The following is a 13,987-nucleotide window of genomic DNA, read 5'->3' as shown; positions in this document are numbered from 1 at the left end:
GCACCTGACGCAGAGCCACCCCTCCCAAGGCGGGGGATATCGGGTGGCCTGCGCGATGCATTTCCGCTCGCCACGCATGAGGACGCCTCATAGGTTTTCTACGCCAGGTGCTCAGCCTACGAGGCTTCATTTGCTTCAGCCGCCCAGTTCAGCGTCGTAGCGCGTTTGAGCACGATCCAACGCCTCGTCCACGTCGCAACCGTGCACACGAAGCCAGTGAAGAAAGTCCGTGATGACCGTAATCACCGACTCCTCGGCCAGTGCCTTCCCCAGCCTTCCCGGGCCGGTCCGGAGGGGCGGTTTCGCACCCGCGTAGAACTCCAACAGAGCCTCGGCCCGCCGCACACCAGGGCCCTCTACATGGCCGTTCGGCGAGGTGAGACCCGTCGCCAGCTCACACCAGGTGACCTTGTGATCGAGGTGGAGTTGGACGCCCCAGCGGGCGGCGACGGCGTCGACGAGGGCCATGCCTCGCCCGCCCACCGAGTCCACGTTCGCATCGAGGAGGGTGGGTAGGGCGCGGGTGTCGGGGTCGTGCACCTCGATACGCAGATGCACTCCGTTCATCGAAACCGCGAGTGTGGCCGGGGTACCGGGGCCGACATGCGTGATGACGTTGGACGCCAACTCGCTGACGCAGAGCTGGGCTTCATCCGTGACTTCGTGCAAGCCCCAGATGCCCAGATGCAGCCGTATGGCCCGACGTAGGGCTGCCACCTCCGTCGGCTCGGCCGTGAAGGGAAGGTCCCAGGGCTTGCGCGTCATACATGCTTCCTGGCCCACGCAATCTCCTCTCGTTGCGGCGACACCGCGAGCAACTCAACGTCACCGCTCATCACGATGAGTTGTGTCGCTATCAGAGTGCTGGGTGCAGATCCCCTCGTGCAATGTGCAGGGCGAGATTCCCACTTCTGAGTGATTGGCAGGCACTTCCCTTGGCACGAGACTGAACACTCGTTGTGGAGAGAGGGTTGAGATGGCCGGATCACCGACGGCGCGCCGGCGCCGTCTCTCGATCGAGCTGAAGAAGCTTCGGGAGAAGGGCGCGTTCACCTGCGCGCAGGTAGGCGAGGCTCTGGACTGGAGCGGCTCCAAGGTCAACCGAATGGAGACCGGAAGCGGCCGGGTTCAGCCGTCCGACATCGACGCTCTTTGCCGGTTCTACGGCACCAGTGACGAGCTGCGCGAGTTCCTCAAATCTTTGGCCCGGGAGGCCAAGACGCGCGGATGGTGGCAGGTGCACGGAGCGGGCATCCCGGAGTGGTTCAACATCTACATCGGCTTGGAGCAGGACGCCTCAACATTGCGTCAGTACCAGTGCGAGTTGATCCCCGGACTCATGCAGACAGAGGCCTATGCCGGCGAGCTACATAGAACGGGTGCTCACATGACCGCCGAGGACATTGAGAGAGCAGTCCGTGTACGGATGGAACGCCAGAGCATGCTGACTCGCGCCGATGCGCCTGATGCATGGTTCGTCGTGAATGAGGGTGCGCTTCGCAATGTCATCGGGGACGGCGGCCTCATGCGGGAGCAGCTCGAGCGCGTCTTGGAGGTCGCCGAGCTGCCATCCGTGACGCTGCAGGTCCTCCCCTTCGACTCGGGCACCTATCCGGCCACCGGGACGTTCACCATGCTGGGCTTTCCCGCCCCTGAAGATCCGGATCTTGTGTACCGGGACGGCATCACCGATGCCGTGTACTTGGAAGGCGAGCATCATGTCCGTGAGTACGGCAAGGCATTCAACGGGCTGCGGGCGGCGGCCCTGAGCCCTCAGCGTTCGGCACGGTTGATCGAGTCGGCCTTGAAGGAGTACGCAAAGTGAGCGTTGCAGAGCCCTTCGGTTCCAACCGACTGGTGTGGTTTACGTCGTCGTACAGCAATGGCGCCGGTGGAGAGTGCGTCGAGTGCGCGTGGGCCGGAGGCAGCGCCCTCGTACGTGACTCCAAGAACTCGAACGGTGCTGTCGTGGCTGTTGAGCAACACACCTGGCAGGCGTTCGTCGATATGTTGCGGCGCGAAGTCCTGGGCGATGCCTGAGACTCGAGGACACAACCGCCCGGTGATTGGCAGATCTGTGCCAGGAGCGGAAGAAGAAACCGCAGGTCACTGAGCTTGGGCGTGGGACGTATCTACCAATCGTGCCCAACACCCACCCGGTGTGCGGCCGCGCTCCCGTCACGCCCCGAGAGGGCGGCCCAGGGAGAGCAGGATCCTGGCGGGCCGGGGTATGGCTGGAGTACCTTGCTCAGCCTGCGCAGGGCTCGAACCACTGGACGACGAGCGACTGGGCCAGATGGACCTCCCTGGCCACGAGTCCGTGGTGGAGATCCCACGACGCATGGTTCAGTTCGTTCTGGAGATAGAGCATGGCCACGGTTCCGACGTTTGAGGAGCTGTTCCGCGACTGTCGTGAGTCGGCGGTCCATCTGGAGATGCGGGACTCCTACATGAAGTCGGACCCGGCCTATGTCGACTGGGCCGCCGGTGTCGCCATCAACCCCGCCGAGAGGTGGGCCGACTGGCTCGCCCTGGTCTCCGAAGCGACGAGCCGGGGCGTGAAGGTCCGCCGCGCCCGCATCGTGTCCGAGCCTGTCAGCAAGTACATCCAGTTCGAGCACGAGGTGACGGACGGCCTGAACATCGCCGCGGGTGAGGAAGTGTGCTGGCTTCCGCGACGGAGCGCCACCGGCATAGCTTTGCCCGGCAACGACTTCTGGCTGTTCGACTCGTCCTTGCTGCTGGTGAACCATTTCGACGGCGAGGGTGAGTGGCTGGAGCCGTTCCTGAGCACGGACCGCCGGGAGATCGAGCTCTGCGCAAGCGCCTTCGAAGCGGTCTGGGAACTGGGCATCCCGCACGCCGAGTACCAGCTCGTTTGACCGGCCGGGGAAGAGTTCTGCGTCAACACCACCCTTCCCTTCCTCAAGCGTCCAGGAAGCCCGTAGGGCTCTCGGCAAGCGCTCGAAAACCAGTGGTGCAGCGCCGCTGTGGGCCGTTACCGTGCTGCCGAACCAAGTCGTCTAGGCAAGGACGTGCCGTTGTACACCCTGTGAGACCTCCCGAGCGCTGATTGGTCGCGCGTCGCGCATGTGCGCCGCGCTGCTTATTGCTGCGGACTTCTCACTGGAACCGGTGTACTCCTGTGCTCAATAGCTGGGTGGTCATGCCCACCTGCCTGCCGCTCGTCCTCCGTCGTTGCCACGCGTGCGCTTCAGAGCGCTTCCGGGCGAACGGTAAATTTCGCGTCAACGCAAACCACAAGCTCATCGACGCCTGGCTCCTCGCACTCTGTACCGCTTGCGGGGACACCACGAAGCTCACGGTCCTGGAGCGGATGAACGTGCGCTCCGTACGGCCTGAACTGCTGGACCGGCTGCATGACAACGACCCTGGTCTGGCAGCTGAACTGCTCCAGGATCAGGTCGTGCGGCGTCGTAATCGCATCGCCCTCGACTGGGACGACGCCTGGCGCCTTGACACCGGCGGATCGGATCACCTGGACCGCGAGGTGATCGACGTCTCCGTCCGCTTCGCGGCGCGGATTCCTGTCCGGCCGGTGCGACTGATCGCTGACGGTTGCGGTCTTTCACGGGCCGAGGTCGAGCGACTGATCACGGAGGGGAAGCTCGTTTCGGCGGTCCGGCTGAGCGGCAAGCTCTCCGGCGACTTCACCTTCACGCTCAAGCGCTGAGCCCTCCTCGGGACCAGGGCCTGTCCGGCAAGAGCCGCCGGACAGGCCAGACGCGCGTAAGAGTCAGGGAGGGAGAGGGTCCCGGGCGGTCAGTGGTCGGGACCCTCTTCGTTCCGTTACTTGATGTAGACGAGGCCGTCGGTGGTGATGGTGGGGCGGCCTGTGGTGCCGGCTGCGACGATCTTGATGGTGTGTTTGGTGCTGGTGGACCAGGTCTTGGTCCAGATTGCCTGGCGGTAGAGGGTGGTTGAGGATGCCAGGTCCACGGTCGTGACCTTGGTGCCGTCCACGTAGATGTATGCCTGGCCGGAGGTGGTGGCTCGGGAGACCAGCCAGGCGGTGGAGCGGCCGGTGAAGGTCCAGGTGAGGGTGGCGCCCTTGGAGGCGGTGGAGTAGGACTTGCCGCCCAGGTAGCTGGTGGAGGAACGGGTTGTCCACGTGCCGGACTTGGTGGCCGAGGTTTCCGGCACGATCACCGGGGTGAGCGTGGTGGAGGACGTTGTGGTGTTGCCGGCGTAGTCGTAGGCCCGTAGCGACCAGGTGGTGGCGGTGCCGGGCGTGGCGGTGCGGCTGGAGCTCGTGGTGGTCGGGCCGAAGGTGGCCGTCGTGGGGGAGAGGAGTTTCACGGAGCTCAGTGCTGTGTTGTCGGTGGCCTTCCAGCCGAGGGTGACCGGGACGGCGCCGGTGTTGACGGTGCCGGTGCGCAGGGAGAGCTTCGTGGGGGTGGTGAAGGTGGGTGCGGTGGTTTCCGCGACCACGTTCAGTGCGGCGGTCGTCGCCGTCTTGCCGGACTGGTGCACGGCCCGCACGGCGAGGGTGTGGCTGCCCTGGGGGAGTATGGTTCCGGCGGACGTGGCTGTTCCGGGGGCGGTGGCGGCGGTCTTGCCGTCGACCAGCAGCTCGAAGCCCTTGATGAGCGCGGCCGGTGTGGTGGTCGTCCAGTGTGCCGTTACCGCGCCCCTGGTGTAGTACGTCGAGCCGGAAAGGCCCGCGCCGGTGAGCGAGGTGGTCTTCAGGCCCTGCACCGGGCCGGAGGCCCAGCTGCGGATGGTCGGCAGTTGGGCGTAGAGGGAGTTGCCGGGGCACTGGGTGTTGTAGCCGTCCCGGTGTCCGGAGATCCGCTGGAAGGTGTACTTGCCGCCCGCGGTGAAGGCGGTGGCGGAGTAGTTCGTCTGGGCGGCGCCGGCGGTGAGCTGGACGGTTCCGGACGGGTCGGCGCCGTACTGGCCGAGCTTCCAGGACGCCACACGGGCGATCGAGGCCAACGCGGCGTCGGTGGCGCCGGTGGAGGTGTACTCACCGAGCACCGCGATGCCGGTCGACTCCCGGTTCCAGCCGTAGGTGTGGGCGCCGAGCACCGGCAGGTCGACGCCGCCCTTGCGGCCCTCGAAGATCGTGCCGCACTTGTCGACCAGGAAGTTGTAGCCGATGTCCTTCCAGCCGTTGACCTGCACGTGGTAGGCGTAGATGCCCCGCACGATCGACGCCGAGTCGGCGCAGGAGTAGTCGTTGCTCCCGTCGGTGTGGTGGACGAACACCGCCTTCACGTCCGCGTTGTACTCGGGCGCGTCAGGGCTGAGGGACTCGTCGGCGCCCCAGTCCACGCGCGAGACGATCGGCGGCTCGGGCACGGTGGACGGCGGCGCGGAGGGCGGCACGGACGGCTGCGCGGACGGCGACGCGGAGGGCACGGTGGCCGACGGGCTCGCGGAGTCCGTGGGGGATGTGGAGTCCGTCTGGGGTGTGGAGTCCGTGGGGGCCGCCGGCTCTGACGGTGCGGTGGAGTCGGTGGCTGGAGAGTCCGTGGCGCCGGGAGTCGTATCGGCGACGAACGCGGCCGGTTCGGCGGTGCCGGCCTTCGTCTCGGCTGCGGTCACCACCCCGGGGTCGACCAGGTTGACCTCTAGTCCCTTGGGGAGAACGGGGCCGCTGGTGCCGTTTTTACGGACGACCTGCACCTGCACGCCGTCGGAGGGGCCGACCCACAGCGGCTCGGACGCGCCACGGACGCGGGCGCCGGGCTTCTCCGCCGGATCTACGTTGAGTTCGAGGTGCTGCCAAGCGCTCCACCGGCCGGTCTCGCGGCTGCGCGTGCGTACCTGCGCCGTGCCCTCGAGCCGTTTGGCGGGCCCCGTCCAGGAGACGCCGAGCAGCGAGAACTGGTCGGTGTCCGTGCGCGGCAGGTCCCGCCTGTCGGCCGCGCTGCCCTTCAGCGTGAGGTCGTACACCTTCACCGGGCGCTTCGCCCGGCCCGCCGCGCCGGGGTCGGTGGACGGGCTGGCGACGGCGTAGGTCACCACTCCCCCGCCTCCGAGGAGCACCGCACCGAGCGTCAGCCACGCCCGTCGTCTCTTGCTCAGCGGTTTGTACGCATGCGTTGTACGGCGACTCACGGTTCCTACCCCCAGGAGGCCCGGAAGGGCCCACAGATGGAAATCACACGAGGCACACCCGTCACTCAGGCAGCCGCCCTCTACAGCGCAGCTCCCCCGGTGAACATCACGGGAGCGCTGAAAGTCGTGACGCAGGTCACTGCAATTCGCCATCGGTGACTGTGACTTGGCGTGAAGGTGAGCCCCGGAGCTCGCCCCCGTCCTCGGATACTGGCCGGCATGGCGCTCTACGACTCGCTCGGTACGACGTATGCGCAGACCCGGCGGCCCGATCCGCGGATCGGGGCGCGGATTCATGCCGCGCTGGATGGCATGGCTGATGTGATCAACGTGGGGGCGGGGGCCGGGTCGTATGAGCCGGATACGACTGTGCTGGCCGTGGAGCCCAGTCGGGTCATGGTGGATCAGCGGCCGGTGGGGACGGCGCCTGTGGTGCAGGGGGTGGCTGAGCGGTTGCCGGTGCGGGATGGGGGCGCCGATGCGGTTATGGCGCTGCTCACCGTGCATCACTGGGGTGATCTGGCCGCCGGGGTGCGGGAGTTGCGGCGGGTGGCTCGGCGGCGGATTGTTGTGCTGACCTGGGATCAGGTGGTGTTTCGGGAGCGGTTCTGGCTTGTGCGGGAGTATCTGCCGGAGGCGGTGGCGTTCGACGACGCGCGGGCCGTGCCGGTGGAGGCGTTGGCTGAGCTGCTCGGTGGGGCCCGGGTGGAGGCCGTGCCCGTTCCGCATGACTGTACGGATGGGTTCGGGGCTGCGTACTGGCGTCGGCCCGAGGCTTATCTCGATCCGGAGGTGCGGGCGGGGATCTCGCTGTGCGCGCAGACCGGGGAAGATGTCATCGGGCCTGGGCTGAGCCGGCTCGCGGGTGATCTGGCGAGTGGGCGTTGGCGTCGGCGGCATGCCGAGTTGCTGGGGCTGGAGGAAATCGATGTGGGTTACCGGCTCCTGGTCAGTAGCGTGTGACGTCTGACGGATGGGAAGAGGGGGGCCGGAGTGAACGCGGTGGTTACGGCGGTCAGCAGCAACGGCGAGTACTCGTTCACCAAGCCGAACCGGGAGAGCATCACCCTGCTCGCCGGGCTCGGGGTCGAAGGGGATGTGCATTCCGGGGTGACCGTCAAGCATCGGTCCCGGGTCGCGCAGGATCCCACGCAGCCGAATCTTCGTCAGGTGCACCTCATTCATGAGGAGCTCTTCGGGGAGGTGCGGGGCGCGGGCTTTCGGGTGGTGGCCGGGGAGCTCGGGGAGAACATCACCACCCGGGGGATCGATCTGCTGGCGCTGCCCACCGGCGCTCTGTTGCGGATCGGGGACGAGGCCGTGGTCGAGGTGACCGGGCTGCGGAATCCCTGCCTTCAGATCGACAACTTTCAGCGGGGGCTGCTGAAGCAGGTCGTCGGGCGAGGTGAGGACGGGAGCCTCGTGCGGAAGGCCGGGATCATGAGTGTCGTCGTGGTGGGTGGGGTCGTGCGGCCCGGGGATGCCGTCAAGGTCGAGCTTCCGGAGGGGCCGCATCGGGCGTTGGAGCGCGTCTGAGTCGCCTTCCTCACCTTTTCAAGAAAGCTGCTATCGATTCGTACAGGGCCTCCGGCTCGTCCAAGTGGACGTCGTGCGCGGCGCCGCGGATGACCGTTGCTGTCGTCGAGGGGCGGCGGGTCCGCATCTCCGTCGCCTCCGCCTCGCGCATCGTGCCCTTTTCGCCCCTGATGACCAGCGTGGGGCAGGAGATCCGCGACCACTCCGTCCAGTAGTCCTCGGTGGCCAGTTCCGCCACTGCCGCGATCATGGTGTCGCGGTCCAGCCTTGAGTGCCAGCCGTCCTCGCGTTCGTCCAGGCCCCTCACCCATGCCTCGTGGCCGAGGAACGCCAGTGCCTCTGCTCGGGTCCTGAAGACGGGAGGCCAGGTGTCCAGCCAGGCTCCTATGCGGGACGGCAGTTGTGGGTCCCGGCATGCCGGGCCCGCCTCCACCAGGGTCAGGGAGTCGACCAGAGGGGCGTGCCTCGCCGCCAGCAGCAAGGCCGTCAGGCCGCCCAGGGACTGGCCGATGAGGGTCGCGGGGGCCAGGTGCAGGTGGTTGATCAGGGTCACCGCGTCGGCGACCGCCGCCGCCCTCGTCATGTCCGGGGGTGTACGCGTGCTGTCGCCGTGGCCTCTCGCGTCGTACGTCACCACGCGGTGGCCGTCGGCGAGGAGGCGGGCGGTCAGGTCGTCCCATTCGGCCATGTGGCCCGCCAGGCCGTGCAGGAGGAGGACGGGGCGGCGGCCGGGGCGGGCCCCTGGTGGGGTGTGGTCGCGGTAGGCGACGCGGGTGCCGTCCGGGGTGGTGATGTGAGCGGGGGCGGGGGGCAAGTCGGTTGCCGCTCCTGGCTGTCGGGGGTGCGTCGGGGCTGAGCCTATGGCTCGGGTTAGCCTCGCCGCAGACAGAAGAAGGAGGCAGGTATGGCCAAGGTTCCCAGTTCGGTGGTGGCCGCCACGGGGCTCGTCGGTGGGTACGGTGTGGCCCGCTGGACCAAGAAGCGGCAGCTCGGCGGGGCCGTTCTGGCCGTCGCGGGGGCGGCGGCCGCGCAGCAGTGGCGCAAGCAGGCCGGGGGGAAGGCCGCGGGTGCGCTTACCGCCGCCTACGTCGCTGCGTTCGCCGGGTCCCATCCGCTGGCGAAGAAGGTCGGGGCGTGGCCGTCGGTGTTCGGGGTCGCCGGGGCCGTGGCGCTGGCCTCCTGGGCGGTTGCCGACCGGCGGGCGTAGGCGCCTACGAAGCACGAGACGGGTCTGGCGATAATCCGTTGGGTACTGGCATTATCGCCACTTCCGCAAGATCGCCGCGCGGCCTAGCGTCGGCCCGTGAACAAGTTCCTCCTCGCCGTCCACGTCCTCGCCGCGATCGTCGCCGTCGGGCCCGTCACCGTCGCCGCCAGCATGTTCCCGCCCGCCGCCCGGCGGGCCCTGGAGGCGCCGGACGATCTCCGGGCCGCCGAGACCGTGCGGCTGCTGCACCGGATCTGCAAGGTGTACGCCGTTTTCGGTGTCGTCGTCCCGGTCTTCGGGTTCGCCACCGCCAGCAACATGGGTGTGCTGGGCAGCGCCTGGCTGATCGTGTCGATCGCGTTGACGGCGCTCGCCGCGCTCGTGCTGGCCGCGCTGGTGCTGCCCAGGCAGAGCGCGCTGGTGGAGGGCGGCGGTACGCGCGAGGCGACCGTGCGGCTCGCCATGTTCACCGGGATCTTCAATCTGCTGTGGGCCACCGTGACGATCCTGATGATCGTGCGGCCGGGGTCGACCACCGGAGCCTGAGTCGTCGACGAGCGGGGCTGAGTTTTTGTTATCGGCGGACCCCAGACCCCGTCTCCGGGGCATGCACGAGACTCGACACCTCACCCGCCGCGGTCTGCTGAAGGCCGCGGGAGCCGTAGGAGCCGCCGCCGGAGCGGCGGGCACCGTCGTGGGCGTGACCGCCCCCTCGGCCGCGGCCGCCGGCGGGGCCTTCGCGCACCCCGGGCTGCTGCACACCCGTACCGACCTCGACCGCATGGCCGCCAAGGTGAAGGCGGGTGCCGCGCCCTACACGGCGGGATTCGCCAAGCTGACCGCCAACCGGCACGCGCAGAGCGGCTGGCGGGCCAATCCGCAGGCGACCGTGTACCGGGGGGCGGGCAGCCCGCAGAACTACGCGGTCCTCTACAACGACATCCACGCCGCCTACCAGAACGCCCTGCGCCACCACGTCAGCGGCGAGAGCGCCCACGCGGACACCGCCGTGGCGATCCTCAACGCCTGGTCGGCGAAGCTGACGTCGATCGCGGGCAGCGCCGACCGGTTCCTCGCGGCCGGGCTGTACGGCTACCAGTTCGCCAACGCGGCGGAGCTCGTCCGCGACCGCCCCGACTTCGACCTGGCAGGGGCGAAGAAGGTGCTGCGCGAGGTGTTCTCGCCGCTCGGCGAGTCCTTCCTGACCCAGCACAACGGCGCCGTCATCACCAACTACTGGCCCAACTGGGACCTGACCGCCATGGCCTGCGTCCTGGCCGCCGGCATCTTCTGCGACGACCGGGACAAGGTCGACCGGGTCGTGGAGTACTTCAAGAACGGGGCCGGGCTCGGCTCGGTGAAGAACGCGATCCCCGTCGTGCACGAGGACGGGCTCGCCGAGTGGCTGGAGGCCGGCCGCGACCAGGGGCACGCGCTGCTCGGCGTCGGTCTGATGGGCACCGTCTGCGAGATGGCCTGGAACCAGGGCATCGACCTGTACGGCCACGACGACAGCCGCTTCCTGAAGGGCGCCCAGTACGTGGCCAAGTGGAGCCTGGGCGGCACCGTCCCGTACACCGTCAACACCCGGAGGAAGGGTGCGGTGGGCGGCTGGTCCGGCTCGGAGACCGCCGGTGCCGCGGCGGCCGTCGACCCGGGCATGACCCGGCCGATCTGGGCGATGATCGCCAACCACTACACCAGGCGCCGGGGGCTGTCCGCCACCTACCTCACCCGGATCGCCGCCAAGGCCGCGCCCGAGGGCGGCGGCGGGGACTACGGGCCCAACAGCGGCGGGTACGACCAGCTCGGCTTCGGCACGCTGGCGTACACGCGGGACAAGGCGGCGGACCCGACGGCCGCACCGACCCCGGCGGCCACGGCGGCCACGGCCAAGACGTCCACGAGCGGCTCCGGGACCCGCCCGCAGTCGGCCGCCTCCCCCTCACCCGCCACCGGCTCCGGCTCGGGCCACGACCTCGCCGCCACCGGTTCCAGCGACCTCCTCGGCTGGTCCGCCGCCGCGGGCGTCACCGCCGTGGCCGGGGGACTGCTCCTGCTGCGGCGGCGGGACCGGGCGCGGCGCGAGAGCTCGTAACCGCGCCGCCCTCCCCCGTCCGCTACGCCATCCGCCCCTGTGTCCTCGACGACCTGGAGCGGGCGGCGTCCTTGCGGCCCTTCGTCACCGCCTTCGCCTTGCCCGCCACGGCCGACAGCGGGCGGGCGACGTCCTCCAGGGAGCGGCGTTCCGCCCGTACCGCGAGGAACGCGGCGACCAGGCCGGCCGCGCACATCAGGGCGGCGCCGATCTGGAAGGCGAGGACCGTGTCGCCGACCTTGCCGGTGCTGGTGAGGTCGGCGAACAGCAGGGGGCCGCTGATGCCGCCGGCGGCGGTGCCGAGGGCGTAGAAGAAGGCGATGGACATCGCCCGGGTCTCCATCGGGAAGATCTCGGAGACGGTCAGGTAGGCGCTGGAGGCGCCCGCCGAGGCGAAGAACAGCACCGCGCACCAGCATGCCGTCAGGGTGCCCGCGCTGAGCGAGCCCCGGTCGAAGAGCCAGGCGGTGCCGAACAGGAGCAGACCGGAGAGGAGGTAGGTCGAGGAGATCATCACGCGGCGGCCCACGGTGTCGAAGAGCTTGCCGAGCAGCAGGGGGCCGCAGAAGTTGCCGATGGCGATGACGGCGAAGTAGTAGCCGGTGTGGTCGGCCGGCACGTCGTAGAACTTGGTGAGGATCGCGCCGAAGCCGAAGGTGATGGCGTTGTAGAGGAACGCCTGGCCGATGAAGAGGGAGAAGCCGAGCGTGGCCCGCTTGCGGTACTCGCCGAAGACCGTGCGGGCGATCTCCAGGAAGCCGACGGTCCTGCGCTGGTGGATCTCCAGCTCACCCTCGGGTTCCGCGAGCGGCTCGCCCTTCTCGGCCTCGACCCGCTGTTCGATCGAGGCGACGATGTCCTCCGCCTCGCGTTCCCTGCCGTGGATCAGCAGCCAGCGCGGGCTCTCGGGCACGTGGCGTCGTACGAGCAGGATCACGGAGGCGAGGACGGCGCCGAGGGCGAAGGTCAGGCGCCAGCCGACGTTCGCGGCGAGCAGGCCGGTGTTCAGGGCGACGATCGACAGCAGCGAGCCGCCGACCGCGCCGAGCCAGAAGCTGCCGTTGATGATCAGGTCGACGCGGCCGCGGTAGTGCGCCGGGATCAGCTCGTCGATCGCGGAGTTGATCGCCGCGTACTCGCCGCCGATGCCGAAGCCGGTCAGGAACCGGAAGAGGAAGAACCACCAGGCGTCGGTGGACAGGGCGGTCAGGGCGGTCGCCGCGAGATACACCGCCAGGGTGATCATGAAGAGTTTCTTGCGGCCGAAGCGGTCGGTCAGCCGGCCCCAGAACAGGGCCCCGGTGCAGGCACCCGCCACGTACAGCGCGGCCGCGACGCCGGTGACCTGTCCGGAGGAGATCGACAGCCCGCTGCCCGGCTCGGACAGGCGGCTCGCGATGTTGCCGACGACCGTCACCTCCAGGCCGTCGAGGATCCACACGGTGCCCAGGCCGATGACGATCGTCCAGTGCCAGCGGGACCAGGGCAGGCGGTCGAGCCGGGCGGGGATGCGGGTGGTGACGGTCCCGCCGGTCGAAGCCTCGCTAGTGGTCATGGATTCGCTCCTCCTGACCTCCTCCGCGAGGTCGAAGTGCGGGTTCCCGTGACCTGCGCTCCTACGCCCCTACGCCCCCCTGTGCCTCTGCGCCCCTACGCCCTTACGCCCCCAGGACCCGCGACACCGTGAAGATCAGCAGCCCCACCAGCGAGCCCACCACGGTGCCGTTGATCCGGATGAACTGGAGGTCACGGCCGATGTGGGCCTCGATCTTGCGGGTGGTGTGCTCGGCGTCCCAGCTCGCGACCGTGTCGGTGATCAGAGAGGTGATCTCCTTGCGGTAGGTGGTGACGACGTGCACCGCCGCGCCCTCGACCCAGCTGTCGACCTTGTCCTGGACCTTGGGCTCGACGGCCATCCGGGAGCCCAGGGAGAGCAGGGAGGCCCGGACGCGCAGCCGCAGTTCGCTGCGCTCGTCCTCGGCCGCGGAGACGATCATGGCGCGTACGGCGGTCCAGGCGGACGCGATCAGGTCCTGCACCTCGCCGCGGCCCAGCACCTCGCCCTTGAGGCGCTCCACGCGCGCGCGGGTGTCCGTGTCGGACTGGAGGTCGGAGGCGAAGTCGGTGAGGAAGCGGTCGAGGGCGCCGCGCGCGGGGTGTGTCGGCATGTCCCGCATCTCCGTGCAGAAGCGCAGCAGCTCCTTGTAGACGCGTTCGCCGACCTTCTTGTCGACGAAGCGCGGGGTCCAGCCGGGGGCGCCGCCCTGGACGGCGTCCATCACGCTGTCGCCGTGCAGGACGAGCCAGTCGTGGGCGCGGGCGACCACCAGGTCGACGACCCGCCTGTGGCCGCCGTCGCCGACGACCTTCTCCAGCATCTTGCCGATGCCGGGTGCGATCTCCTGGGCGTCGGCGCGGCGGGTGATCGCCTCGCCGACCACCGCCTGGACGTCCTGGTCGCGCAGTACGGTCAGCGCGCCGCGCAGGGCGGTGGCGAGTTCGGCGGTCACCCGGTCCGCGTGTTCCGGTTCCGCCAGCCAGGCACCCAGCCGGCTGCCGATGCCGACGGCGCGCAGCCGCTGCCGTACGACGTCCTGGGAGAGGAAGTTCTCGCCGACGAACTCGCCCAGGGAGACGCCCAGGGCGTCCTTCTTGGTGGGGATGATCGCGGTGTGCGGGATGGGCAGGCCGAGCGGGTGGCGGAAGAGGGCGGTGACCGCGAACCAGTCGGCCATCGCGCCGACCATGCCCGCCTCGGCGGCCGCGGCGACATAGTCGGCCCAGGGGCCCGCGCCCGCGTGGGAGGCCACCTTGGCGAGGACGTACACCACGGCCACGAACAGCAGCATCGCGGTCGCCGTGAGCTTCATGCGCCGCACCCCGCGCTGCCGCTCCTCGTCGGCGGGGGTGAAGGCGGTCATGGTGCGGTAGGACTGCGTGCCGCCGGGCGTCCCCAAGACCGCTCCCGTCGTTCCCGGTGCCCCTGAGGTCGCTTGCGTTCTCGTTTCCGTACGTTCCATCTGCTCCACCCGTCCGGTGATCCCGCACACAATTGTCCC

General features: G+C 69.1%; 15 protein-coding genes. 9 read left to right on the top strand and 6 right to left on the bottom strand.

Annotation, left to right across the window (positions count from 1 at the left end):
• Positions 1-135 precede the first annotated feature (135 nt).
• Positions 136-765 carry an ATP-binding protein gene (locus tag ABZ915_RS05475; protein ID WP_361796228.1) on the bottom strand — a complete coding sequence of 210 codons (630 nt, stop codon included), beginning with the start codon at positions 763-765 and terminating at the stop codon, positions 136-138.
• Positions 766-976: 211 nt separating this feature from the next.
• Here ABZ915_RS05475 and ABZ915_RS05470 point away from each other — a divergent pair, with 211 nt between their 5' ends.
• Both ABZ915_RS05470 and ABZ915_RS05465 read left to right on the top strand, forming a co-directional pair.
• Positions 977-1,825, top strand: a complete 849-nt coding sequence (locus ABZ915_RS05470; RefSeq protein WP_361796225.1) for a helix-turn-helix transcriptional regulator — start codon at positions 977-979, stop codon at positions 1,823-1,825.
• Complete coding sequence (locus tag ABZ915_RS05465; RefSeq protein ID WP_361796222.1) at positions 1,822-2,040, top strand: DUF397 domain-containing protein; 219 nt, start codon at positions 1,822-1,824, stop codon at positions 2,038-2,040. Before ABZ915_RS05470 ends, ABZ915_RS05465 begins: the two co-directional genes overlap by 4 nt.
• A 208-nt stretch (positions 2,041-2,248) precedes the next feature.
• Here ABZ915_RS05465 and ABZ915_RS05460 read toward each other — a convergent pair whose 3' ends face one another.
• Positions 2,249-2,377, bottom strand: a complete 129-nt coding sequence (locus ABZ915_RS05460) for a hypothetical protein (protein WP_361796219.1) — start codon at positions 2,375-2,377, stop codon at positions 2,249-2,251.
• Between ABZ915_RS05460 and ABZ915_RS05455 the strand changes: the two genes are divergently transcribed.
• Complete coding sequence (locus ABZ915_RS05455) at positions 2,370-2,882, top strand: DUF6879 family protein (RefSeq protein ID WP_361796216.1); 513 nt, start codon at positions 2,370-2,372, stop codon at positions 2,880-2,882. The genes ABZ915_RS05460 and ABZ915_RS05455 overlap by 8 nt on opposite strands.
• Before the next feature lie 263 nt (positions 2,883-3,145).
• A complete protein-coding gene (locus ABZ915_RS05450) occupies positions 3,146-3,694 on the top strand; it encodes a DUF1062 domain-containing protein (RefSeq protein ID WP_361796213.1) in 549 nt (182 codons plus the stop codon).
• A gap of 116 nt (positions 3,695-3,810) precedes the next feature.
• Here the strand turns inward: ABZ915_RS05450 and ABZ915_RS05445 are convergent, their stop codons facing one another.
• The gene (locus tag ABZ915_RS05445) at positions 3,811-6,087 is read right to left on the bottom strand and encodes an N-acetylmuramoyl-L-alanine amidase (RefSeq protein WP_361796210.1); all 2,277 of its coding nucleotides are present in this window, start codon (positions 6,085-6,087) and stop codon (positions 3,811-3,813) included.
• A 219-nt stretch (positions 6,088-6,306) separates the two neighbouring features.
• On the opposite strand from ABZ915_RS05445, the gene ABZ915_RS05440 reads away from it, so the two are divergent.
• Both ABZ915_RS05440 and ABZ915_RS05435 read left to right on the top strand, forming a co-directional pair.
• Complete coding sequence (locus tag ABZ915_RS05440) at positions 6,307-7,050, top strand: methyltransferase domain-containing protein (protein WP_361796207.1); 744 nt, start codon at positions 6,307-6,309, stop codon at positions 7,048-7,050.
• A 30-nt stretch (positions 7,051-7,080) separates the two neighbouring features.
• Positions 7,081-7,623, top strand: coding sequence for an MOSC domain-containing protein (locus ABZ915_RS05435; protein ID WP_361796204.1), 543 nt, complete (start codon positions 7,081-7,083; stop codon positions 7,621-7,623).
• A 10-nt stretch (positions 7,624-7,633) separates the two neighbouring features.
• Here the strand turns inward: ABZ915_RS05435 and ABZ915_RS05430 are convergent, their stop codons facing one another.
• The gene (locus ABZ915_RS05430; protein WP_361796201.1) at positions 7,634-8,437 is read right to left on the bottom strand and encodes an alpha/beta hydrolase; all 804 of its coding nucleotides are present in this window, start codon (positions 8,435-8,437) and stop codon (positions 7,634-7,636) included.
• A 90-nt stretch (positions 8,438-8,527) separates the two neighbouring features.
• Between ABZ915_RS05430 and ABZ915_RS05425 the strand changes: the two genes are divergently transcribed.
• From ABZ915_RS05425 to ABZ915_RS05415, 3 genes are all read left to right on the top strand, one after another.
• Positions 8,528-8,830, top strand: a complete 303-nt coding sequence (locus ABZ915_RS05425) for a hypothetical protein (RefSeq protein WP_361796198.1) — start codon at positions 8,528-8,530, stop codon at positions 8,828-8,830.
• A gap of 96 nt (positions 8,831-8,926) precedes the next feature.
• Positions 8,927-9,376, top strand: coding sequence for a hypothetical protein (locus ABZ915_RS05420; protein ID WP_361796195.1), 450 nt, complete (start codon positions 8,927-8,929; stop codon positions 9,374-9,376).
• 61 nt (positions 9,377-9,437) lie between these two features.
• A complete protein-coding gene (locus ABZ915_RS05415) occupies positions 9,438-10,928 on the top strand; it encodes an alginate lyase family protein (RefSeq protein WP_361796192.1) in 1,491 nt (496 codons plus the stop codon).
• A gap of 22 nt (positions 10,929-10,950) precedes the next feature.
• On the opposite strand, the gene ABZ915_RS05410 is transcribed toward ABZ915_RS05415, so the two are convergent.
• A complete protein-coding gene (locus ABZ915_RS05410; protein WP_361796189.1) occupies positions 10,951-12,483 on the bottom strand; it encodes an MFS transporter in 1,533 nt (510 codons plus the stop codon).
• 103 nt (positions 12,484-12,586) lie between these two features.
• Positions 12,587-13,978 (bottom strand): DUF445 domain-containing protein, encoded by a 1,392-nt coding sequence (locus ABZ915_RS05405; protein WP_361796186.1) that lies wholly within the window; start codon positions 13,976-13,978, stop codon positions 12,587-12,589.
• Between the last annotated feature and the right edge of the window lie 9 nt (positions 13,979-13,987).

This window comes from Streptomyces sp. NPDC046915 (assembly GCF_040644935.1).
Lineage (GTDB): Bacteria > Actinomycetota > Actinomycetes > Streptomycetales > Streptomycetaceae > Streptomyces.
Note: the sequence above shows the minus strand (reverse complement) of the source record. Positions and strands in the feature narration are given on the sequence as shown.

Bases quoted from the DNA above. Each gene is read 5' to 3' on its own strand.
- ABZ915_RS05475 (WP_361796228.1), bottom strand. From the start codon at position 765: ATGACGCGCAAGCCCTGGGACCTTCCCTTCACGGCCGAGCCGACGGAG.
- ABZ915_RS05470 (WP_361796225.1), top strand. From the start codon at position 977: ATGGCCGGATCACCGACGGCGCGCCGGCGCCGTCTCTCGATCGAGCTG.
- ABZ915_RS05455 (WP_361796216.1), top strand. From the start codon at position 2,370: ATGGCCACGGTTCCGACGTTTGAGGAGCTGTTCCGCGACTGTCGTGAG.
- ABZ915_RS05440 (WP_361796207.1), top strand. From the start codon at position 6,307: ATGGCGCTCTACGACTCGCTCGGTACGACGTATGCGCAGACCCGGCGG.
- ABZ915_RS05425 (WP_361796198.1), top strand. From the start codon at position 8,528: ATGGCCAAGGTTCCCAGTTCGGTGGTGGCCGCCACGGGGCTCGTCGGT.
- ABZ915_RS05415 (WP_361796192.1), top strand. From the start codon at position 9,438: ATGCACGAGACTCGACACCTCACCCGCCGCGGTCTGCTGAAGGCCGCG.
- ABZ915_RS05410 (WP_361796189.1), bottom strand. From the start codon at position 12,483: ATGACCACTAGCGAGGCTTCGACCGGCGGGACCGTCACCACCCGCATC.